We start from the raw sequence: 21,149 nt of genomic DNA, 5'->3' as shown, positions 1-21,149 counted from the left end.
CGGAAGCTGTGTTGGTCTGTTCAGAGAACCAAGTCCTGCTTGGTCCTCTGAACGGGAGTCATTACTTACGTCATGTGGCGCAATGCACTCGGTTGAACCAAGGTCATTATCTGGCCAAGATCCTAGAGAGCGGGGTATTGAGCGCCTCAAAGGCATCGATGACACCATCGAACACGAAATCGAGAGCTCGCCCATACCCTTGATGCAGCGTTGCAGTGTCAAAACCTCGATCCTGCAGCTTTGCCAGCACTGCGCCTACAGCATCATGAGCATCTGCAATGCGAAGGTCATTAGTGACAAAGAGCATGGCCATCCCGGTGCTCCTTTTGTCCCAGCCTTCCGGCTCATCCGTGCGCTTAAATGCGTCCACGGACTCCTCATGGGTATCCAGGTTGATCAGGATATTCAGCAAGGCCTCCAGCAGTTTCAGGCTCCCCAGGTCGGCGACTTTCTTCTTGGGGACACCTGCCGCTTCAAGAAGCTTCTTTAGGAAGCCGTTAGGTAGCCGCTGCCAAACCTCATGAACGGATTTGCAACGTGCCAGGAACGATTGCTGGGACATCGCAAGCGGAGCGACCTGCGCGAGCTTGGCTAGTTGCGAATAGCTCCACCACCCTTCATCTCTGACCTGCTCCCTCGATAGCCCAAAAAGCTCTTGGGATGACTTATTGATGTCCAGGCTAGCCGCCAAGCGAGAAAGATGGTCTCCCAGCATCAGCAACTGTTCAACAAGTCGACCCGACTTGGCAGCGATGTGCTCTTCAGCCAAATCAAGATGCGCGATAGCTTCAGCAGCCAGCACGTGGGCATGTGCATGAATGACTTCGCGATCTGGGATTCCCTGATAAAGCTCCCGAAGCGGAACCGTGATCAGGTTTCGCCCAATGCGTTGGCAGCCTGAGAACGTCCACTGTCCCGAATAGGACGGATTGCAGCCCCAGTAATGCCCATGGTGGATGGGTGTGCTCTCGTAAAACGCGTTCTGCTCATAGCGCTCAAGAAAACGGTCATCGAGATAGACATTGGGCCCCGCAATCATCTTTCGGGCGGAGACGGCCGTTACTGGCCCTGCAATACCTGGCCACACCAGCCCATCAGCACTCTGCGATGGGCATAGGTCGGAGGATACTGCCTCGACTGTGGCCCACACCTGAAGTAGGTAGTCACCATCATCCTTGCGTATATCGCCATCGAGCCAGCCCGTTCCTTCACCGAGCGTACGGATTACCTCCCCATTCATCAGCTCTCGTAGCTGCTGCGAGTCAGGAAGTTTTGCCTGGTAGTAGAACTGTCGCACCCCCCGAGCACCTCTTAACCAGAGGTACCTGCGCAGATACTCGTTGGACATATACCAGCGGATGCTTCGAGACGCGGTGAAATAATACTGAGCAGAAATCTCTCCCTCAGCGACACCGAATTCGGGAAGCCTAAGGTCGTCGTACACCATACGCTGATGTTCATTTCCAATGCAGCGCGGCGTCAGGCCCAGCGTCATCCAGACTTTCTCGGCAAGGCTGTATGTGAAAAACAGGCCACTTCCCCAAGAAGCCACAACGTAATCGTGACCACCGACGCTGGGGGTAAAATTTCTACAGCAGCCCTTCTCCCCCATACTCGGGACGGAGTACGCCACTAGGCCGTGGTCACTATGAAGGATTGGAGGCAGCGCTTTGCCATCCTCGGCAACAACAGCCATCACCATTTGCACGACTTCGCAGTTCGGCCCATAGGGATCCTGCTCGGTGAAACTGCTCACCTCGACTCTCGCCGCCGGATCAGTCCCGACTGGCTCCAAAAGCACCCGCAGGCGCTCAGGCAGCAACTCGGCCGGAATGGGAAAATTGCCTAAGTAGTCATGCATCAGTTGCTCTCCTTTGCTGTAGACCTGAGCATGCCGCATTCATGGAAAGTCAGGAATCCAGTACTCCTTGTCACTGTAAGTCACGCTGACACGGCTCCCATTGAGCGATGGCATCACAGCATTAAAAGCACGCCAGTAACTGCTGCCGGTAATGCTGGGAAAAACTCACCTGGTAACTGGTATCGGCTGCACCGCTTCCAAGCGAAATCATGTTCGTAGCGACTGCTGCAATCGTCTGATCCGTGTCACTTCCAGAGTTGCGATCCAGCCCATCGAGATTGCCGACAGCATCAATCAAACCAGGCCTCGCATCTGGCGTGAAGGCTGGTGCCTGTAACGCGTTTAGCACCGCCAGGTCATCCGGCAGGTCATCCGCAATTCGCTCGGCAAAACCCTGAAGCGTCAGTTCCGCCAGCATGAACAACCATGCCTGATCATCGGGTTCGCCGGTGCGTCGAAGCACTCGTCCCAGAACCTGCCGGTAATGCAGTTCGGTGCGGATGCGGCTGAGGTAGCAGCACACTTGCAGCCGTGGGATGTCCGTGCCTTCGCTGATCATTCCAACCGCCACAATCCACCGACAGACACCCTGTCTGAACGCATTGATCACCTGCTGCGCATCGGGGGTTTTGTTGGTGACGATGCGGCAACCCTCCCCCCTGACAGCCAGGGCTTGTGCAATTTGCTGGGCGTGCTCAACGTCGGTGGCAACCACCAAGCCAGCCGCATCAGATTTGATTTGGCGAAGCTCATCCAGTTTGCTGCAGCTAAGGTCGAGCAGTCGCTCGATCACCTCGTCGTGCCGCAGCAGTTCTTCGTAGGTGACGGGTGATTCCCCCAACAGCTTCGCAATGCTGGGAAACATCGTCACAGTGCTATCAGTGCCCAGTTCCTCGGTGAGTTTCACCTTCTGATTGTCGAGCAGGACAATGCGAGGAGAACGGCACACTCCGTCGGCAATGGCCTCTTGCAGGCCGTAGCGGTAGTCGCAGATCAGGTGCCCTTCTGGCGTCGAATAACGTGCCAGGGCAATGGCCCTGTCGTCCGAACGCCAAGGGGTGCCGGAGAGCGCCAAGGTGAAGGCTGCACGGTCTTGTATCCGGTGCAGTATCTGTTGCCCCCAGGCATTGCTGAGCAGTGGGTCATGACCAGCGCAGTGGTGAATTTCATCGAAGACTGCGAGCACTCGAAAGTCATCAAGCAGCTGCCAGAACCCCTCATCGCGGTATCCCATGGACTGGTAGGTGAACGCTGCTCCCACTGCGCCTATCTGGCCATCCAGACGCTTGCCGAGCACGGCTGCAAAGGTCGAGCGAAATCCCTCCACTACCTGGCAGGAGGGTGCAAAGCACAACACCAGATCGATCTTGTCCTGTTCAAGAAGTCTGCTGGCCAGCTCCGCCGCCATACGCGTCTTGCCGGCACCCGGCGTTGCCTGACAGAAGAAGTGCGGCGTGACGGTAAAGTGCTCCAACGCCCTTTTGATGCAGCTGAACTGCCAGTCACGTAGCAATCTGGTCATCGTGCAGCTGCCAGCGTCTTGAGTGTCTTCTCGATAGCGCGGAGATGGCCCAGCAGTCGTGAACTGCGGTCCCTAGCCTCCAGATACTCGGCTTCGACCTTGTCACGAAGCTGCGGCATGTCATCCAGGAGCAGTTTGTATCGCTCCACCTCGCCCATCGACGACAGGAAGTCCAGCCGGACCTCGTTATGGAGCGCCTCCAAGTGCTGCTCCGCATCGGATGGCGGTTCAAGCGGTACAGGCGCGTCATCGAGCACTGACGACTCCTGCTGTGGCTCAGGTGCAGTTTTGAAACTGTTCTCAAACCCGTTATCGATCAGCTCCAGCTGCAGATGGGCTGGCGTGGGCCGCAGGTGGTAGACCTGTCCCCGCGAACGTCGCTCGTCATCGAGTACAACCCACCCCATGCGCAGCATTCGGCGAATCTGGTCATACACGTAGCGACGCACATCGCCGATACGGAACGTCATGCCTTCCAGGCGCTTGGCATAGGCATCACGCAGTTCACGAGTCGTGAAGCGTGCGCGCCCCTCCTCCTGAAGCAGCTCATACAGACGCCTGTCGAAGATTAACGAGGCCGATTTCATTGCGGCACCAGAAGCGTTAGCGCGGAAGAAATGCGGATTATAATCCGTGGCCCGTGCGTCCGCAAACGCACGATAGTGCCGCCTCAAGTGAAATTGAGACGGTCATGGACAACTTGGCGAAGGCGTTAGGGGAACGCATCCGAACGCAGAGGAAGGCCTGCCGGATTTCGCAAGATGCTCTAGCGCTGGCCTGCAGTATCGACCGTAGCTATATGGGGCGGATCGAGCGTGGCGAAGTAAACATCACCGTCGAGAAGCTATTTCGGATCGCAAGCGAGCTCGCCTGCGAACCGTCCTGTCTTCTGCCTCAGATGTCAGAGCTGTAGCCCAGCATCTGATCGAGAGTGACGCTCAAGAAGGCCTGAGATTGCACTGCTGTTAACTTGCTCCGAACCTTTCACCGCCAGTTGGTGCCCGAAGGCTCTGCCATCGCCAAGGCGCTGGACTACAGCTTCAACCGATGGACAGCTCTAACTCGATATCTCGAGGACAGCGCTGTCAGCACTGACGAACTCTTCGCTCGGGTCAACGATAACCTTCAAGCGCTCTTAGCAGACTCTGACCACGACTGAACTGGCGTACTGCTCGGCTCCATCAATCCGTAGCCTCAATGCGCCCAGTGCGGTTGTAGAGCTTTTTCCCTCAAAACGAAGCAAGTCATTGCCGGGCAGAGCAGTGCATTCAGCAGGCTTGAATGCTCTCAGCTTTGACAAGAACGTGAGTGTTTTGATGCAGAAAGCAAATTGCCGGAATTCGATCGCAAGGTGTTGGAAGTCCTGCGCGAGCCTTTGGAAGGCGGCGAAATCGTCATCGCCCGTGCCAACGGCCGCGTGCGCTTTCCGGCGCGCTTCCAGTTGGTGGCAGCGATGAACCCCTGCCCCTGTGGCTACCTTGGCGACCCCAGCGGACGCTGCCGCTGCTCGCCGGAGCAGATCCAGCGCTACCGGGCCAAGCTGTCGGGGCCATTACTGGATCGCATCGACCTGCACCTGACCGTCAGCCGGGAAAGCACCAGCCTCGCGCCGAGCGGCCCGACCACCAGCAGCGCCGAGCTGGCCACCCAGGTTGCCGCCGCGCGTCAGCGCCAGCTCACCCGGCAGGGGTGTGCCAATGCCTTTCTGACCCTGAAGAAAATGCACCAATATTGTGCATTGAGCCCGGAAGACCAGGCCTGGCTGGAGAAGGCTGGCGAGCGCCTCAACCTGTCACTGCGTGCCCTGCACCGAATTCTCAAGGTGGCGCGCACCCTCGCCGACCTGCAGCAGGCAGACAGCATTGCGCGCCCGCACCTCGCCGAAGCGCTGCAGTACCGCGCAGGGCACTAGCCGGGCAGGTCCTGCGCGACGGCCAGGAGATTCAGCTCGACCGTCGCATTCTTCGGCAACTGATAGACGCCGACCGATGTGCGCGTATGCACGCCGGCCGCACCCAGCACCTCATACAGGACTGCAGAAGCGCCGTCGGCCACTTCGCTCTGCTGCGTGAAGTGCTCCGCTGACTGCACGAACACATTGAGCTGCAACACCTTGCGGACGCGCTCGAGGTCGCCCAACGCCTGCCGCAGAAGCGCCAGCGCTCGTATCACGCAGACCTTGGCAGCCCGCTGGGCGTCGGCCAGCGACACCTCGCTGCCCGCCCGGCCGGTGACGACCACCTCATCACCCACCCGTGGAATCTGTCCACTGAGGTGCACCTGGTTGCCTTCGATGAGGAAAGGCACGTAGTTGCCGCCGATCTTCATTTCACCGCAGAAGTCGTAGCCGAGCTCGGCAGCGATACGTTCAAACGCAGCAGTGCGCGTTTCGCTCATGTTGAATCCCTTGATCAGCAGCGCCAGAACGGCCGCATCGCTTCCAGCTTCGCCTGCTCGCGGCTGATGCCGATGTCGCGCAATTGCGCGTCGGACAGCTCCAGCAGTTGCTTGCGGGTACGCACACGGCGCCAGAACTGCTGCCAACGACTCTCCTGCGGGTCGCGCGAGGCCACGCGGGCGCCGGGGATCTCCAGCAGCTCCTGTTGGTAAAGGGTCAGCCGCACATCGCTCAGGCCGCTCATGTCGTCACTCCTCCAGTCGGTTGCTCCGGACGTGGAACTAGAGTGGCGAATCGAGAAAAATCATTACAGATTCAACAATGCGAGATTTTTTCCATACAGAAAGCGGCGAAAACCTTCTGAATGGCGTATTTTCTCCCGATCTGTACTGTATCAAGCCGAAGCACCCCGGCACGGGAGATCTGTCATGAAACGCTACGCGCAGCTGGCCGCTACCCTGGGCGAACGCATCGAGCAGGGCCTCTACCGCCCCGGCGACCGCCTGCCCTCGGTGCGCGCCCTGAGCGAGGAGCACGGCGTCAGCATCAGCACCGTGCAACAGGCCTACCGCGTGCTGGAGGACTCCGGACTGGTTGAGCCGCGCCCCAAATCCGGCTACTTCGTGCCCGAACGCCGCGAGCTGCCGCCGATGCCGGCGATGACCCGACCGGCGCAGCGGCCGGTGGACGTGTCGCAGTGGGACCAGGTACTGGAGCAGGTGCGCCGCGCGCCGGGCGGCGATTTCGTCCAGCTCGGGCGAGGCACGCCGGACATCGCCAGCCCGTCGCTCAAGCCGCTACAGCGGGCGATGGTTCACGCGGCGCGGCGCACCGATCTTCAGAGCCTCGGCTACGAAGGCATCCAGGGATCGCTCGCGCTGCGCGAGCAGATCGCCCGACTGATGCTGGACTCCGGCTGCCAGGTGCCACCCAGCGAGATCGTCATCACCACTGGCTGCCAGGAGGCCCTGGCCATCACCCTGCGCGCCATTTGCGAGCCGGGGGACATCATCGCCATCGACTCACCGAGCTTCCACGGCGCCATGCAGGCACTCAAGGCGTATGGCCTGAAGGCGCTGGAAATCCCCACTGACCCCACCAACGGCATCAGCCTGGAAGCACTGGAGCTGGCCATGGAGCAGTGGCCAGTGAAGCTGATCCTGCTCACCCCCAACTGCAACAACCCGCTGGGCTACATCATGCCCGACGCCCGCAAGCGCGCCCTGCTGACCCTGGCGGCGCGCTACGACGTGCCGATCCTCGAAGACGATGTGTATGGCGAACTCGCCTACGCCTACCCGCGCCCGCGCAGCATCAAGTCCTTCGACACCGACGACCGCGTGCTGCTGGCCAGCTCCTTCTCCAAGACCGTGGCGCCCGGCCTGCGCACCGGCTGGGTGGTGCCAGGGCGGTACCTGGACCGCATCCTCCACTTCAAGTACATCGCCAGCGGCACCTGCGCGCCGCAGCCGCAGATGGCCCTGGCCGAGTTCGTCGGCGGCGGCCACTACGAGCCGCATATCCGCCGCATGCGCGCGCAGTACCAGCGCCACCGCGACCTGATGACCGAATGGGTCGGCCAGTCATTCCCTTCCGGCAGCCTCGTCAGCCGGCCGCGCGGTGGCTTCATGCTCTGGGTCGAACTGCACCCGCAGTTCGACAGCGTGCGGCTGAACCAGGAATTGCGGCGGGACAATGTGCAAGTGGCCGCGGGCAACATCTTTTCCGCCTCGGGCAAGTACCGCAATTGCATCCGCCTGAACTACTCCAACCGCGACTTGCCGGTGATCGAGGCAGCCGTACGCAAGGTCGGTGCCTGCGCCGCGCGGCTCACCGCCGAGCTGCACGAGCATGCCGAGGAGCCGCTGCCGGCCTGAGGCGAAACATTTATCCACAGCCCCGCGCTGCCGTGGGGCGCTGGGCTGCTGTACCTTGGTTTCCTTTTGCCAGGCCTCCGCTTTGACCAGTCTCACCCTCGGCCCGCTGGCCCTTCCCCTGCCCCACGTGCTGCTCTACCTCGGTTTCTTCGGCGCCCTGCTGGCCGGTTGGCTGGCCGGGCGCAAGCGTGGCGCCAATCCCGAAGGCGCGCTGTTCACCATGCTGATCGGCGGCCTGCTGGCGGCACGGTTGGCCTTCGTCGCGCGCTACTTCGAGCAGTACGCAGCGACGCCGCTGAGCATTGTGGATATCCGCGACGGCGGCTTTCTCGCTCTGCCGGGAGTGATCGCCGCCACGCTGATCGGCGCGGTGCTGGCCTGGCGCAAAACAGAGCTGCGCCGCCCGCTGGCCGTCGCGGCCGTGGTCGGTGTGTGCCTGTGGGGTGGCGGCAAGGCCGTGACCTCGGCGCTGGACCGCAGCCAGCAGCTTCCCGCACTCACGGTGATGGACCTGCGCGGTGCCGCCGTGGACCTGCGCGCGCTGGATGGCCGGCCCACGGTGGTGAACCTCTGGGCCACCTGGTGCCCGCCGTGCCGGCGCGAGATGCCGGTGCTGGAGGCCGCGCAGAAGCAGCGCAGCGATGTGCGCTTCCTGCTGGTCAACCAGGGCGAGAACGCCGAAGCCGTGCAGCGCTTCCTCCGCGACCAGGGTCTGAGCGACGCGGCGGTGCTGCTCGACAGCGGCAACCGCCTCGGCCAGCTCACCGGCTCCTACGGCATGCCCACCACGCTGTTCTACGACGCCCAGGGGCGCCTGAAGCACAGCCAGATGGGCGAACTTTCCGCCGCCAGCCTGGAGTACGGGCTGGGCCAGCTCAAGGACTGACACCTCGGCGAGCTACAAGCCATGCCGGAACCGTAGGATGGGTGGAGCGCAGGTGGTTTTCCATCAGGCCAACGGCGTCGCGCCAGCGCACCCAGAGGTTGCCTTGCCAATCCAGCACCGGCAGCGCCTCACCGAGCAACTGTTGCATGCGACGACGTGGCAGGCGGACGTCGTGATTGGGTGCATCGCGCAGGGCTGGCACCACCTCGTTGCTCAACCACTGACGCAAGCTGCGGTTCTCCGGGTGGTAGCAATAGACCAGCAGCAGGGCGTAGAGACCGCTTTCGCTGACCAGCAATTGCGGCTCGGGCCTGCCGCGCAGCCGCTCGTAACGGCTCTGATCGTGGTCCAGGCGAGCGATGCGCTGGGCCTCGATGGGCCGGTTCACCAGCTTGCCCAGGTCATCGACGACGAACCAGGCCTGCTGCTCGATCAACAGGGCGCGTAGTTGTCGGTTGTAGCGAACGAAGCGGGTTGGAATCAGGCCGTCATCGGCCGGGGAAATCGAGAGGTTCATGCTGTAGCTCCTTGCTGATTCAAGAAGCCGCCGCCCGAAACTGCCGAAGAGGGAGGCGGACCGTGCAAGGGTGGAAACCAGCTCGACTTCCAAGACCGGCCGGGCCAAAGCCCGCCTCACACGGTCCGCCATAGACAGCCAGAGCCAACCTGGCACGAAGGAGTGCCAGGCAGGCTCCGCTATGACGTTTAAGAAGTCGAATACAGGTTTCCACGCCCGGCCACGATAACGCTGTGGCAGGGCGGAACGCTAAGCAGTGGACTTGTAGGACCGCAACGCCGTGGGAGTGTAGGGACGTTCCCAAGCATTCCGCAGCGGCTTTACCGGACTGGCGTCGCGGCTTTCAGGAACTGCGAGCCTGTCGGGCAATTCGATACGAACGCCCCTGCTCCGGCTCTCGCCTGTAGGAGCTACCCTCGGCGGTTCGCGAGCAAGCTCGCTCCTACAGGCCCCGCCGCTCTTCGTAGGAGCGAGCTTGCTCGCGAACAAAGTGCCCGACAGCCTGGGAACAAAGCCTTGGCGTAGGGCGCATAACCCGGAACGGGTTATCCGCCGCCTATTACACGGCGGATAACGCTGGCGCGTTATCCGCCCTACGCGACTTACTGGATCTCTTCGGGCGTGACGATCACCCAGTTCTTGTCGGCGGTCACCGGCTGGCCGAGCTTGGCCTGAGCCTCGGCGTTCTTCTTGATCATGCCGTTGAGCTGATCCATGTACTTGGCCTTGCGGTTGATCCACAGGTGCACGCCATTCTCGGCGGTACCGTTGAACAGCATGTAGCCGTCGCTGCTGGGGGTATCACCGCCGACCAGGATGGGCTTCTTCCACTGGTCGATGTAGGTGAGGATCGCCGCCTGCTTGCCGGCCATCCAGGTCGCCGGGGTCCACAGGTAGGGAGTGACTTCCAGGCCCTCATTGGCCTTGGGATCGTACTTGCCTTCGGTGATCTGCTTGCGCGCAGTGGTCAGGGCGCCGCTCTGGCGGTCCTTGAGCAGCGTGGTGACACCGATGACGTTCTCGGGCTTCACGTTGTAGCCGTACTTGGGATCGCTGGCGACCATGCGCACCAGCTCCTCATGGGCGGCGGTCATCACGTAGACCTCGATGCCGTTCTCCATCAGCTTGTTGTACAGCTCGGTCTGGCCGGTGAAGACCTTGGGCGGATTGATCTCGATGGTCTTGACCACGTCACCTTCGTAGTAGGTGCTGGGCACCGGCTTGCCGTAGGCCATCAGCTCGTCGACGTAGCCCTTGAGCTCCTTGAGGGTGAAGCCGGAGAACACCTGGGCAACCCACGGGTAGCAGACCAGGTCGTCGAGCTCGCAGAGGCGGTAGTAGTAGCTGTTGAGGCTTTCCTTGTGGCCGTTGACGTCCTTGAAGGGGATGAGCTTGAGCGAGGGGTCGAGCTTCTCGCGGGTCAGCACACCTTTCATTTCGAGGAAGGGCAACAGCGACTCCTCGAGGTCATAGCGGTAGCTGGTGTTGTCCATGTCGAAGACCGCGAAGGCGCCCTTGTTGGCGTTGGCGGCGATCAGGGCGTCGAGTTGCTTGGCGGCGGGAGCCGGCCAGTGCTTCAGTTCGGTGGCGGCGAAAGAGGTGCTGGCGAGGCCGGCCAGGATCAGGCCGGCGAGCAAGGTGCGCATGGGCTTCATGGAATTCCCCCGAGTGGTCTTGTGGGTATGGGGAAGGTCCGGTACGGGCCTTCACTGGACTAGTCCAGCAGTGACCCTAGCAAAGCCCTGTTTCAGCTCTGCGACGGCAGCGACGTGAATCGTCGCGAGGGCGGCAGGACATATCCATCCGCGCCACGCGGGCTTTCCAGCCGCGACGGCTGGTCTAGCTCACCGCACGGCGCAGGCGGCCGGGGGCGTCGCCGTAGGTTTCCTTGAACTTCCGGGTGAAGGACGCCTGGGACTGGTAACCGACCTGGGCGGCGATGTCGGTCAGGCTGAGTTGCGAGTCGCTCAGCAGGCGGTGCGCCAGCTCCATGCGCACGCGGGTCAGCAAAGCCCACGGCGATTCGCCAGCGACCTGGGTGAACTGGCGCGTGAAGGTGGCCCGGGACATATTTGCCCGTTCGGCCAGCGCCTCGATGGTCCATTCATGGGCGGGATCTTCCAGCATCGCCTGCCACACACGGCCCAGGCGTTTGTCGCTGAGCAGCGCCAGCGTGCCGCTGGCGGGGGCATGCTCGCGCAGGTAGACGCGCAGGATCAGGGTAAACAGCGCCGAGGACAGCGCGTCCACCAGGAAGCGCGCGCCAGCCTGATTGCCGTCCGCTTCGGCGCGTAGCAGGGCGACCAACGCGGCCACGGAATCGCCTAGGCCATTATCCTGGCAGGACACCTTCAGAAAGGCCGGCAAGGCGCCCATCAACAGCGAGCCACGCTGGTAATGGAAGCTGCCGCAGAGCATGTCGAGCTCGCCCTCCCCAGCACCGAGGCGATGTACCGGCAGCAGGCCTTCGTCGCGGATGTCCGGAGCCTGCACCGCCACGCGCGTACCCTGGCTGCGCAGCAGGTGCGCGGCGCCAGCGGGCAGAACCAGCACCTCGCCTGCCTTCAGCTGCAGGACCTGTCCGTCCGGCATTTCCGCCTGACAGCTGCCGGACAGCACGATGTGGTACTGCGCGGTGCCGTCCGGCAATGGCTCGTGGTCCAACGCCCAACTGCCCAGGAACCGGCAACGCAGGTCGAGGCTGCCGCGCAGGCCGGCGAGCTGGATAAGACGATCGAGGGAGTTCATGGCATTCCAGGCGTAGGCAGTGGCTGACAGATTATCCACAGCGACGGTTCATTCGAAGTACTCCACCGGCGGCATCTGCATGGCCTGCATCTCCGCCTGAAGGAAGTCCCGCAACCGCCGCAGGCGTTCCTGGTGCCGGCGCGCACGGGGCCAGACCAGGTAGTAACTCTCGCCGCTGGCCACCGCGCTGGGCCACGGCAGCGCAAGGCGGCCCTGGTTGGCGTCCTCGGCGACCATCACCAGGTCGCCGATGGAGACGCCGTAGCCACGGGTGGCGGCGACGATGCCCAGCTCCAGCGTGTCGAACACCTGCCCGCCCTTGAGTGACACCCGCTCGCCCAGGTCCATGCGCTGCAACCAGCGCCGCCAGTCACGGCGGTCGGGCGTGGGGTGCAGCAGCTCGGCGCCGGCCAGCCGCTCGGCGTCCCAGGGGCCGTCCGCCAGCAGTGCAGGAGCCCCGACGGGAATCAGCCACTCGGGAAACAGCAGGGTGGCCTCCCAGTCCGGCGGGAAATGCCCGGAGCTGAGCAACACCGCGCAATCGAAGGGCTCATGGACGAAATCCACGCGGTCCACGTCCATCCAGGCGCTGGTCAACTGCACCTCGATATCGCTGTGCTGCATGCGGAACTTGCTCAGCCGCGCCAGCAGCCAACGCATGGTCAGCGTGGAAGGTGCCTTCAGGCGTAGCACGCCCTCCTCGGCGCGAAGGCTGGCGCAGGCGCGTTCGAGGGCATCGAAGCCATCACGCAGGCCAGGCAGCAGCATCCGCGCCGTTTCGGTCAACTCCAACTGGCGACCGCGGCGCTGGAACAGGCGGCAGGCGAAGTGTTCTTCCAGCGTCTTGATGTGCCGGCTCACCGCGCTCTGGGTGATCGCCAGCTCCTCGGCGGCGCGGGTAAAGGACGCATGCCGCGCCGCCGCTTCGAAGGCACGCAGGGCATAGAGGGGCGGTAACTGGCGGTTCATGACGGGCTCCCGAAGTCTCAATCATGAGTATGACTCATGGGTGGCATCGTATTTTTCCTTTTGTGCCCGCATCCACGGGCACCGGAAAATGAGGAAATATCCAATGATGCGGCGTCTGCCGCTTGCTGAGCCTGACTCATGAAACGCCTGTACCGTGACGAACTTGCCGCCATCCTTCGCCTCGCCGGCCCGCTGATCGCCGCGCAACTGGCCTACGTGGCCATGGTATTCACCGACACCGTGATGATGGGCAAGCTCGGTCGCGAGGCGCTGGCCGCCGGCGGGCTGGGCGCGTCGACCTATGCACTGGTGTCGACCTTCTGTGTCGGTGTGGTGGCGGCCACCGGCAACCTGGTGGCGATCCGGCATGGCGCGAAAGACGCACGCGGCGTCGTGGAAGCAACCCAGGCCGGACTGTGGATCGGTGGCGCGCTGGCGTTGCTGGCGGGCCTGTTGCTGTGGAACCTCGGGCCAATCCTGATCGCTTTCGGCCAGGCGCCGGAAACGGTCGCCGGCACGATGAGCTTTCTGCACAGCATCGTCTTCGCCCTGCCCGGCTACATGGCCTTCATGGTGCTGCGTGGCTTCACCAGCGCCATCGAACGCCCCGGCCCGGTCATGGCTATCAGCCTGATCGGCGCGCTGGCGAACTTCGCCCTCAACTACGCCTTCATCGAGGGCCTGTTCGGCCTGCCGCGCCTGGGGCTGGCGGGGATCGGCATGGTCACCGCGGTGGTGATGAACACGCTGCCGGTGATCTTCGCCCTGTACCTGCGCGGGCATCGGGCCTACGCGGGCTACCCGCTGCTGGCGGGTCTTTCCAAGCCTGACTTCAAGGTAATCGGCGAATCCCTGCGCCTGGGCATTTCCATCGGCGGCACCTACGCGGTGGAGTCGGGCATGTTCACCGTGGCGACCCTGTGCATGGGCGTGATCGGCAGCACCGCGCTGGCGGCGCACCAGATCGCCATCCAGTCGGTGTACGTGGCCTTCATGGTGCCCATGGGGCTTTCCTATGCAGTGACCTTCCGCATCGGCCAGCACTACGGCGCCGGCCGGCTGGTCGAGGCGCGCCGCGCCGGGCGGCTGGGCATCGGCTTCGGCGCCAGCTGCATGCTCGTCTTCGCCGCGCTGTTCTGGCTCGCGCCGGAGCTGGTCATCGGCCTGTTCATCGACCACAACGACCCGGCCAACCGCGAGGTGGTGCAACTGGCCGTCAGCCTGCTGGCCATCGCCGCGTGGTTCGAGCTGTTCGACGGCACCCAGTGCATCGCCATGGGCGCGATCCGTGGCCTGAAGGATGCGCGCACGACCTTCATCGTCGGGTTGGCCGGCTACTGGCTGGTGGGCGTGCCGATGGCGCTGCTGCTGGCCTTCCCGCTGGGCTGGGGACCGAGTGGCGTGTGGTGGGGCCTGGCGTCGGGTCTGGCCTGCGCGGCCATCGGATTGACGCTGGCCTTCGAGGCGAAGACGGCGCGACTGCTACGCCCGCGCACGGCCGGCACGGTGCTGGTCGCTAGCTGACCGAGTCCTGCAGGCGCAGCGCACGGTTGGCGCCGAACACCAGGAAGCGCGCCAGCTCCGCCAACGGCAGCGGGCGGCTGATCCAGTAGCCCTGCACCTGATCGCAGCCGAACTGGCGCAGCTCGTCCTGCTGGGCGGCGGTCTCGACGCCTTCGGCCACCACTTCCAGGTTCAGGTTGTGCGCCAGGTTGATCATGGCCCGCACCAGTTGCAGGTTTTCCGGGCGCTCATGCATGCCGCCGACGAAACTCTTGTCGATCTTCAGCAAGGTGATCGGCAGGCTGTTGAGGTGGACGAAAGAGGAGAAGCCGGTGCCGAAATCGTCCAGCGAGAAGCGCACGCCCAGCCGGCCTAACGCCTGCATGGTCTGCAGGACCTGATCGCTGCGGCGCATCACGGCGGTTTCGGTGAGTTCGAATTCCAGCCACTGGGCGTCGACGCCGCGCTCGCGGATCAGGCGCTCCAGGGTCGGCAACAACTGGCTGTCCTGGAACTGGCGGAACGACAGGTTCACCGCCATGTGCAACGGTGGCAGACCGCGCCCGCGCAGCCACTGCATGTCCCGCAGAGCGCGGGAGATGACCCAGTAGCCCAGCGGCACGATCAGCCCGCTTTCCTCGGCCAGCGGCACGAAGTCGCCCGGCGTCAGCAGTCCGCGCTCGGGGTGGCGCCAGCGCACCAGGGCTTCGAGGCCGACGATCTGCCCGGTGTGCAGATCCAGGCGCGGCTGGTAGTGCAGTTCCAGTTCGTCGCGGCGTAGCGCCCGGCGCAGTTCGCTTTCCAGGTCGGCGAGACTGCGGGCGCCACGGTTGATACGTTCATCGAAGATATGGAAGGTGCAGCCCTGGCGCGATTTGGCCTGCTGCATGGCGATGTGTGCATGCCACAGCAGGGGGTCGGCCGCTTCACCGGCGCGAGCATGGGCCATGCCCAGGCTGCAGCCCAGCAGCAGGCTTTCGCCTTCGACCCAGTAGGGTTCGCCCAGGGATTCGACGATCAGCTCGGCGATCTTCTCCACTCGCGCCGGGTCACGGCGGGTGTCCAGCAGCAGGGCGAACTCGTCGCTGCCCAGACGGGCAATGTCGTCGCCGTTGTCCAGGTGCGCCTTCAGGCGCGCCACCACCTGCAGGATCAGGCGATCGCCTGCCTGGTGGCCGAGGGCATCGTTGACGTGGCGGAAGTTGTCCAGGTCCAGGTGGCCCAGCGCCAGGCCGCGCCCTTCGCTCTCGCTGAGGCGGGCGGCGAGCAGGGTCTGGAAGCCCTGGCGGTTGGCGATGCCGGTGAGCGGGTCCTGTTCGGCCAGGCTCTGCAGGGTGTTCTGCAGCGAGGTACGTTCGCGCACGTAACGCAGGGTGCGGCGCAGGACTTCGACGCTGAGGGATTCGGCCACCAGATAATCGGCAACGCCAACCGGCTCTTCCGCGGGCTCGCGCTCCAGCAGCAGGACCAGCGGCAGATGGCATTGGTGGGCGGACGGCAGTTTGCCGGGCGTGGCGAGCACCAGGCCGACCTGGTCCTCGTCGAACAGGCTGCTGGCCGCCTGCCAGGACGGGGCCGTGATCAGCGAATAGCCCTGCCCCAACGCGGCCAGATGCCCGCGCAGTAGCTGGGCCCACTGCGGCGCTTCCGCCAGCAGGAGCAGGCGCGTTGGTTCGACCGACGCTGCCAAGCGACCCCCATGTATCTCTAGAAAGGGGAGAAACTCCAGGCACCTTCCGTGCACCCACTTCTCCCGGTTTTGAAGCGACGTCATCCGAACATCCACCGGATGTAGACGAAACTTCAGAGAAACTCTTAAGAGTTTTCTTCAAGTAATGCTGTCACAAGCCTAATACATGTACAGATTTATCCAAAACACATAAGTACGATCGTGTCACAGATCGCCGCTATTCCGAGCGGCACCCCGACGCCCGGCACGGCCTGCTAGAATACGCGCCCGCTCCACTACAGACCCCGCCTTTCATGTCCCGACTCAATCCCCGGCAGCAAGAGGCCGTGAACTACGTCGGCGGCCCGCTCCTGGTGCTGGCCGGCGCCGGCTCCGGCAAGACCAGCGTGATCACCCGCAAGATCGCCTACCTGGTGCAGCAGTGCGGCATCCGCGCCCAGTACATCGTCGCCGTGACCTTCACCAACAAGGCCGCCCGCGAGATGAAGGAGCGCGTCAGCACCCTGCTGCGCCCCGGCGAGGGCAAGGGCCTGACCGTCTCGACCTTCCACAACCTGGGCCTGAACATTATCCGCAAGGAACACGCGGCCCTGGGCTACAAGCCCGGCTTCTCGATCTTCGACGAGAGCGATGTGAAGGCACTGATGACCGACATCATGCAGAAGGAATATTCCGGCGATGACGGTCTGGACGAGATCAAGGGCCTGATCGGCAGCTGGAAGAATGACCTGATCCTTCCGGAAGAAGCGCTGGAAAAGGCGCGCAATCCCAAGGAACAGACCGCCGCGATGGTCTACCTGCACTACCAGCGCACGCTCAAGGCCTACAACGCGGTGGACTTCGACGACCTGATCCTGCAGCCGGTGAAGCTGTTCCAGGAGCATCCGGAGATCCTCGACAAGTGGCGCAACCGCGTGCGCTACATGCTGGTGGACGAATACCAGGACACCAACGCCAGCCAGTACCTGCTGGTGAAGATGCTGGTGCAGCAGCGCGCGCACTTCACCGTGGTGGGCGACGACGACCAGTCGATCTACGCCTGGCGCGGCGCGCGGCCGGAAAACCTGATGCAGCTGAAGGAGGACTTTCCCTCGCTGAAGGTGGTGATGCTGGAGCAGAACTACCGCTCCACCAGCCGCATCCTCAAATGCGCCAACATCCTCATCGCCAACAACCCCCACGTGTTCGAGAAGCAGCTGTGGAGCGAAATGGGCGAAGGCGACCCGATCCGCGTGATCCGTTGCCGCAACGAGGAGTCCGAGGCCGAGCGGGTAGCGATGGAAATCCTCACCATCCACCTGAAGACGCAGCGGCCCTACAGCGAATTCGCCATCCTCTACCGGGGCAACTATCAGGCGAAGCTGATCGAGCTGAAACTTCAGCACCACCAGATTCCCTATCACCTGTCAGGTGGCACCAGCTTCTTCGGACGGCAGGAAGTGAAGGACCTGATGTCCTACTTCCGCTTGCTGGTGAACCCGGACGATGACAACGCCTTCCTCCGCGTGATCAACGTGCCGCGCCGGGAGATCGGTTCCACCACTCTGGAGAAGCTCGGCAACTACGCCACCGAGCGCGGCTGCTCGATGTTCAACGCCTCCGGCGAGCTGGGCCTGTCCGAACACCTGGACGCCCGCTACATCGAGCGTCTGCAGCGCTTCAAGCGCTTCATCGACAAGGTCCGCGAGCAGTGCGCCGGCAGCGACCCGATCGGCGCGCTGCGCAGCATGGTGATGGACATCGACTACGAGAACTGGCTGCGGCAGAACGCGTCCAGCGACAAGATCGCCGACTTCCGCATGGGTAACGTCTGGTTCCTCATCGAAGCACTGAAGAACACCCTGGAGCGCGACGAAGAAGGCGACATGACCATCGAGCAGGCCATCGCCAAGCTGGTGCTGCGCGACATGCTCGAACGCCAGCAGGAAGAGGAAGAAGGCGCCGACGGCGTGCAGATGATGACCCTGCACGCCTCCAAGGGCCTGGAATTCCCCTACGTGTTCATTCTCGGCGTGGAAGAAGAAATCCTCCCGCACCGCTCCAGCATCGAGGCCGACACCATCGAGGAGGAACGGCGCCTGGCCTACGTGGGCATCACCCGGGCAAAGAAGAACCTGGCCATGACCTTCGCTGCCAAGCGCAAGCAATACGGCGAGATCATCGACTGCTCGCCCAGCCGCTTCCTCGACGAATTGCCACCCGAAGACCTGGTCTGGGAAGGCCAGGAAGACGCGCCGCAGGAGGTCAAGGTGGCCAAGGGCAACTCGGCCCTGGCGGATATCCGGGCGATGCTCAAGCGCTGAGGCTGTTCCCTGTAGGAGCGAGCTTGCTCGCGAAGCTCTTCGCCGTGCGGTTCGCGAGCAAGCTCGCTCCTACAGAAAGGCACCGCACCGGGATCACGCGCGGCCATCCATCGAAAAACTGTCCACTCGATCAGCAATTGCATTGGTCGGAACGTCGCGCAGATGGCCACTGGCGTTGTAGAATTACGCGCTTCATCAGCGACAGCCGCTCCGGAAGCACCCCCCGTGAACACTCTCAAAGACAAAATTCGCAGCGAAGGCATCGTTCTTTCCGAACAGGTCCTCAAGGTAGACGCCTTCCTCAACCACCAGATCGACCCGGCGCTGATGAAGTTGATCGGCCACGAGTTCGCCGAACGCTTCAAGAACCAGGGCATTACCAAGATCGTCACCATCGAGGCCTCGGGCATTGCCCCGGCGGTCATGGCCGGCCTCGAGCTGGGCATCCCGGTGATCTTCGCCCGCAAGTTCCAGTCGCTGACGCTGAAGAACGACCTGCTGATCTCCAAGGTCTTCTCCTTCACCAAGCAGACCGAAAGCACCATCGCCATCTCCGCCAAGCACCTGACCGCCGCTGACCACGTACTGGTGGTGGATGACTTCCTCGCCAACGGCCACGCCGCCAAGGCGCTGATCGACCTGATCCAGCAGGCAGGCGCCAGCGTCGCCGGCCTGGGCATCGTCATCGAGAAGTCCTTCCAGGAAGGCCGCGCCCTGCTGGAAAGCGAAGGCTACCGCGTGGAATCCCTGGCTCGCGTGAAGTCCCTGGCCAATGGTCAGGTCGAGTTCCTCGAAGACTGATCCACCGCTCCACGAAAAAGGCGGGCGCCGACAGGGCCCGCCTTTTTTATGCCCGCAAGCCAGCCTTGCGTAGGGCGGATAACCTGGAACAGGTTATCCGCCGGCTCCTGGCGGCGGATAACGCTGGCGCGTTATGCGCCCTACCGGCTTGGCTCGGCACTGGCTTTCAGGCCAGCCAGCACCAGCCGCTGATAAAGCTCTTCGCGCAATCCATCCGGCTTCGCCAGCCCCATACGTTGCAGATGTACCGGAAAGGCTTCCGGCTCCGGCGCATCCAGCGTCGCCTTGCCCAGTTCGAGTATCTCGCTTAGCTTCAGCTTGCTCTTGAGCCAGCCCAAGGCCCGCAGCAACTCGCGCTCATGCTCGGTGAAGTCGCACCCCAGGGGGAACTCCGGCAGCAGCTCGCGCAAGTCACGAGTCGCTTCGCGCAGGCGCTCCGGCGTGTTGTCGCGGTAGCGGGCATCGAGCTCGAAATCCTTCGGCAGCTTGCCGGCCTCCTGGGCCTGGGCGATCAGCTCGTCCTGGAAGCGCGAGTCGGCGATGGCCAGCAGCGCGGCGATTACCTCGGCATCGTTCCTGCCGCGCAGGTCGGCGACACCGTACTCGGTCACCACCATGTCGCGCAGGTGCCGGGGGATGGTGGTGTGGCCGTAGCTCCAGACAATGTTGGAACTCAGCTCGCCCTCGGACTCGCGCCAACTGCGCAGCATCAGGATCGAGCGCCCACCTTCCAGCTCATGGGCCTGGGCAACGAAGTTGTACTGCCCGCCGACACCGCTGAGCACGCGACCGTCTTCCAATTGGTCGGCCACACCGGCGCCCAGCAGCGTCACGGTGAAGGCGCTGTTGATGAAGCGCGCATAGCGGCGCTGCTCGCGCTTGAGCTCTTCGTCGCGGTAGAGGTTGTTGACGAAGCCGATGCCGGTCATGCCGATCCCGGCCAGCTCCTCGCGCGGCATCTCGCGGAGGCGCCGGTAGAAGGCCTGTGGGCCGAGGAAGAAGCCGCCGTGGAGCCAGACGCCCGGCTCGCTGGGCGATGAACCCGGCCGCGCCGCGACCCGCCGGCTCAATACGCCCGCTTCGGCCAGCGCCAGCAGGCCGGGAACGAACATTTCACTGCAGCCGTAGAGGCCTTGTTCGAAGGCAGCGAGACCACCGTCACGTTCGATCAGCTCGGCGTGGCGGGCGGTGGAATCGAGGCTATCGAGCAGCGCCCGATAACCGGCGTTGTCGCGATGGCGGGTAAGCAGGGCCGAGGTCAGGGCGTCGCCCATGGAGCCAATGCCGACCTGCAGGGTGCCGCCGTCACGCACCAGCGCGCTGGCGTGCAGGCCAATGCAGTGATCCTGCAGCCCTACCGGCATGTTGGGTGTGGAAAACAGCGTGCTGCTATCGCCCGGCGCGTCCACCAGCAGGTCGAAGAAGTCTTCGTCCACTTCGGCGTCGCCGGGCATGTAGGGCAACTGGTCGTGGACGACGCCGATGGTGACGATGGTTTCGCCCGCTGCACGGCGGCGCTGCAGCATCGGCAGCAGGTCGAGGGTGATGTCCGGGTTGCAGGCCAGGCTGAGCTTGCCCGGCCGGGCCGGGTCGCGGGCCACCAGCTGGGCAACGGCATTGACGCCCTTGGCGTTGATATCGCGCGCCACGTGGCTGTAATTGCAGCTGATGTAGTTCTGCTGCGCCGGGGCGCTGTCCAGCAGGCTGCCGGGCTGCAGGTAGAACTCCTCGACGCGGATGTTCTCCGGCAGGCTGCCGCTGCGCAGGTCGCGCAGGTAGTCCAGTTCGGGGTAGTCACCGTAGATGCGCTCGACGAAGGGTTCGAGGAAGCGCCGCTGCAGCTCACCGCCGGCCAGCGGGCGGCCCAGCGACAGCGCGGTGTAGAGCGTCAGCTGCCGGCGAGGGTTCTCGCGGATGTGCCGGTACAGCGCGTTGGCCAACTGGTTGGGCTTGCCCAGCCCGAGCGGCAGGCCAAGGCGGATAGGCCCCTCTAGGCGCTGCAGCAGGTGTTCGACGGCAGTTTCGATCGAGCAGGATTGCACCGGGCGTCCCTCCTGGTTCGTTTCAACGACTG

The 21,149-nt window shown here is 63.5% G+C and carries 17 protein-coding genes and 2 pseudogenes; 8 read left to right on the top strand and 11 right to left on the bottom strand.

Going from position 1 to position 21,149, the window contains the following annotated elements; all coding sequences use genetic code 11:
• Positions 1-106: 106 nt before the first annotated feature.
• The 3 genes from FAS41_RS24515 to FAS41_RS24505 all read right to left on the bottom strand — a co-directional run bounded on the left by FAS41_RS24515 (position 107) and on the right by FAS41_RS24505 (position 3,970).
• Positions 107-1,861, bottom strand: coding sequence for a hypothetical protein (locus FAS41_RS24515; RefSeq protein WP_138525963.1), 1,755 nt, complete (start codon positions 1,859-1,861; stop codon positions 107-109).
• Positions 1,862-1,982: 121 nt separating this feature from the next.
• The gene (locus FAS41_RS24510; protein ID WP_138525962.1) at positions 1,983-3,383 is read right to left on the bottom strand and encodes a DEAD/DEAH box helicase; all 1,401 of its coding nucleotides are present in this window, start codon (positions 3,381-3,383) and stop codon (positions 1,983-1,985) included.
• Entirely contained in the window at positions 3,380-3,970 is a 591-nt protein-coding gene (locus FAS41_RS24505; protein ID WP_138525961.1) for a hypothetical protein, read from the bottom strand. The genes FAS41_RS24510 and FAS41_RS24505 overlap by 4 nt, the downstream gene beginning before the upstream one ends.
• A gap of 104 nt (positions 3,971-4,074) precedes the next feature.
• On the opposite strand from FAS41_RS24505, the gene FAS41_RS24500 reads away from it, so the two are divergent.
• The 3 genes and pseudogenes from FAS41_RS24500 to FAS41_RS24490 all read left to right on the top strand — a co-directional run.
• Positions 4,075-4,296 (top strand): helix-turn-helix domain-containing protein, encoded by a 222-nt coding sequence (locus tag FAS41_RS24500; protein WP_138525960.1) that lies wholly within the window; start codon positions 4,075-4,077, stop codon positions 4,294-4,296.
• A 75-nt stretch (positions 4,297-4,371) separates the two neighbouring features.
• Positions 4,372-4,479 (top strand): annotated as a pseudogene (locus tag FAS41_RS31375) (IS66 family transposase); the annotation flags it as partial.
• 231 nt (positions 4,480-4,710) lie between these two features.
• Positions 4,711-5,295 (top strand): annotated as a pseudogene (locus FAS41_RS24490) (ATP-binding protein); the annotation flags it as partial.
• Here FAS41_RS24490 and FAS41_RS24485 read toward each other — a convergent pair.
• Together FAS41_RS24485 and FAS41_RS24480 are read right to left on the bottom strand one after the other, a co-directional pair.
• Positions 5,292-5,780 carry a RidA family protein gene (locus FAS41_RS24485; RefSeq protein ID WP_138525959.1) on the bottom strand — a complete coding sequence of 163 codons (489 nt, stop codon included), beginning with the start codon at positions 5,778-5,780 and terminating at the stop codon, positions 5,292-5,294. The pseudogene FAS41_RS24490 and the gene FAS41_RS24485 sit on opposite strands and share 4 nt — an antisense overlap.
• A 14-nt stretch (positions 5,781-5,794) precedes the next feature.
• Positions 5,795-6,025 (bottom strand): DUF1127 domain-containing protein, encoded by a 231-nt coding sequence (locus FAS41_RS24480; protein ID WP_138525958.1) that lies wholly within the window; start codon positions 6,023-6,025, stop codon positions 5,795-5,797.
• Between the two features lie 184 nt (positions 6,026-6,209).
• Between FAS41_RS24480 and FAS41_RS24475 the strand changes: the two genes are divergently transcribed.
• A complete protein-coding gene (locus FAS41_RS24475) occupies positions 6,210-7,658 on the top strand; it encodes an aminotransferase-like domain-containing protein (protein WP_138525957.1) in 1,449 nt (482 codons plus the stop codon).
• 82 nt (positions 7,659-7,740) lie between these two features.
• On the top strand, positions 7,741-8,544 hold the full coding sequence (locus tag FAS41_RS24470; protein ID WP_138525956.1) for a TlpA disulfide reductase family protein: 804 nt from the start codon (positions 7,741-7,743) through the stop codon (positions 8,542-8,544).
• Here the strand turns inward: FAS41_RS24470 and FAS41_RS24465 are convergent.
• From FAS41_RS24465 to FAS41_RS24450, 4 genes are all read right to left on the bottom strand, one after another.
• Complete coding sequence (locus FAS41_RS24465; protein ID WP_138525955.1) at positions 8,534-9,061, bottom strand: BRO-N domain-containing protein; 528 nt, start codon at positions 9,059-9,061, stop codon at positions 8,534-8,536. The two genes, FAS41_RS24470 and FAS41_RS24465, sit on opposite strands and share 11 nt — an antisense overlap.
• A 602-nt stretch (positions 9,062-9,663) precedes the next feature.
• Positions 9,664-10,716 carry a haloacid dehalogenase-like hydrolase gene (locus FAS41_RS24460; RefSeq protein ID WP_425049037.1) on the bottom strand — a complete coding sequence of 351 codons (1,053 nt, stop codon included), beginning with the start codon at positions 10,714-10,716 and terminating at the stop codon, positions 9,664-9,666.
• 184 nt (positions 10,717-10,900) lie between these two features.
• Positions 10,901-11,809, bottom strand: a complete 909-nt coding sequence (locus FAS41_RS24455) for an AraC family transcriptional regulator (RefSeq protein ID WP_138525954.1) — start codon at positions 11,807-11,809, stop codon at positions 10,901-10,903.
• Positions 11,810-11,857: 48 nt separating this feature from the next.
• Positions 11,858-12,778 (bottom strand): LysR substrate-binding domain-containing protein, encoded by a 921-nt coding sequence (locus FAS41_RS24450; RefSeq protein WP_138525953.1) that lies wholly within the window; start codon positions 12,776-12,778, stop codon positions 11,858-11,860.
• A 138-nt stretch (positions 12,779-12,916) separates the two neighbouring features.
• Here FAS41_RS24450 and FAS41_RS24445 point away from each other — a divergent pair, with 138 nt between their 5' ends.
• Positions 12,917-14,302: a NorM family multidrug efflux MATE transporter gene (locus FAS41_RS24445; protein ID WP_138525952.1), complete on the top strand. Its 1,386-nt coding sequence runs from the start codon at positions 12,917-12,919 to the stop codon at positions 14,300-14,302.
• Here the strand turns inward: FAS41_RS24445 and FAS41_RS24440 are convergent.
• Entirely contained in the window at positions 14,295-15,971 is a 1,677-nt protein-coding gene (locus FAS41_RS24440; RefSeq protein WP_138525951.1) for a putative bifunctional diguanylate cyclase/phosphodiesterase, read from the bottom strand. The two genes, FAS41_RS24445 and FAS41_RS24440, sit on opposite strands and share 8 nt — an antisense overlap.
• A gap of 293 nt (positions 15,972-16,264) precedes the next feature.
• Here FAS41_RS24440 and rep point away from each other — a divergent pair, with 293 nt between their 5' ends.
• Together rep and FAS41_RS24430 are read left to right on the top strand one after the other, a co-directional pair.
• A complete protein-coding gene (gene rep, locus FAS41_RS24435; protein ID WP_138217085.1) occupies positions 16,265-18,274 on the top strand; it encodes a DNA helicase Rep in 2,010 nt (669 codons plus the stop codon).
• Between the two features lie 225 nt (positions 18,275-18,499).
• Positions 18,500-19,075: a xanthine phosphoribosyltransferase gene (locus FAS41_RS24430; RefSeq protein ID WP_081515169.1), complete on the top strand. Its 576-nt coding sequence runs from the start codon at positions 18,500-18,502 to the stop codon at positions 19,073-19,075.
• A gap of 140 nt (positions 19,076-19,215) precedes the next feature.
• On the opposite strand, the gene FAS41_RS24425 is transcribed toward FAS41_RS24430, so the two are convergent.
• Positions 19,216-21,057: an acetyl-CoA hydrolase/transferase C-terminal domain-containing protein gene (locus FAS41_RS24425; RefSeq protein WP_138525968.1), complete on the bottom strand. Its 1,842-nt coding sequence runs from the start codon at positions 21,055-21,057 to the stop codon at positions 19,216-19,218.
• Positions 21,058-21,149: the final 92 nt, after the last annotated feature.

It is taken from the genome of Pseudomonas nicosulfuronedens, assembly GCF_005877905.1.
GTDB classification, from domain to species: Bacteria; Pseudomonadota; Gammaproteobacteria; order Pseudomonadales; family Pseudomonadaceae; genus Pseudomonas; species Pseudomonas nicosulfuronedens.
This window is presented reverse-complemented; position numbering and strand designations above follow the sequence as displayed.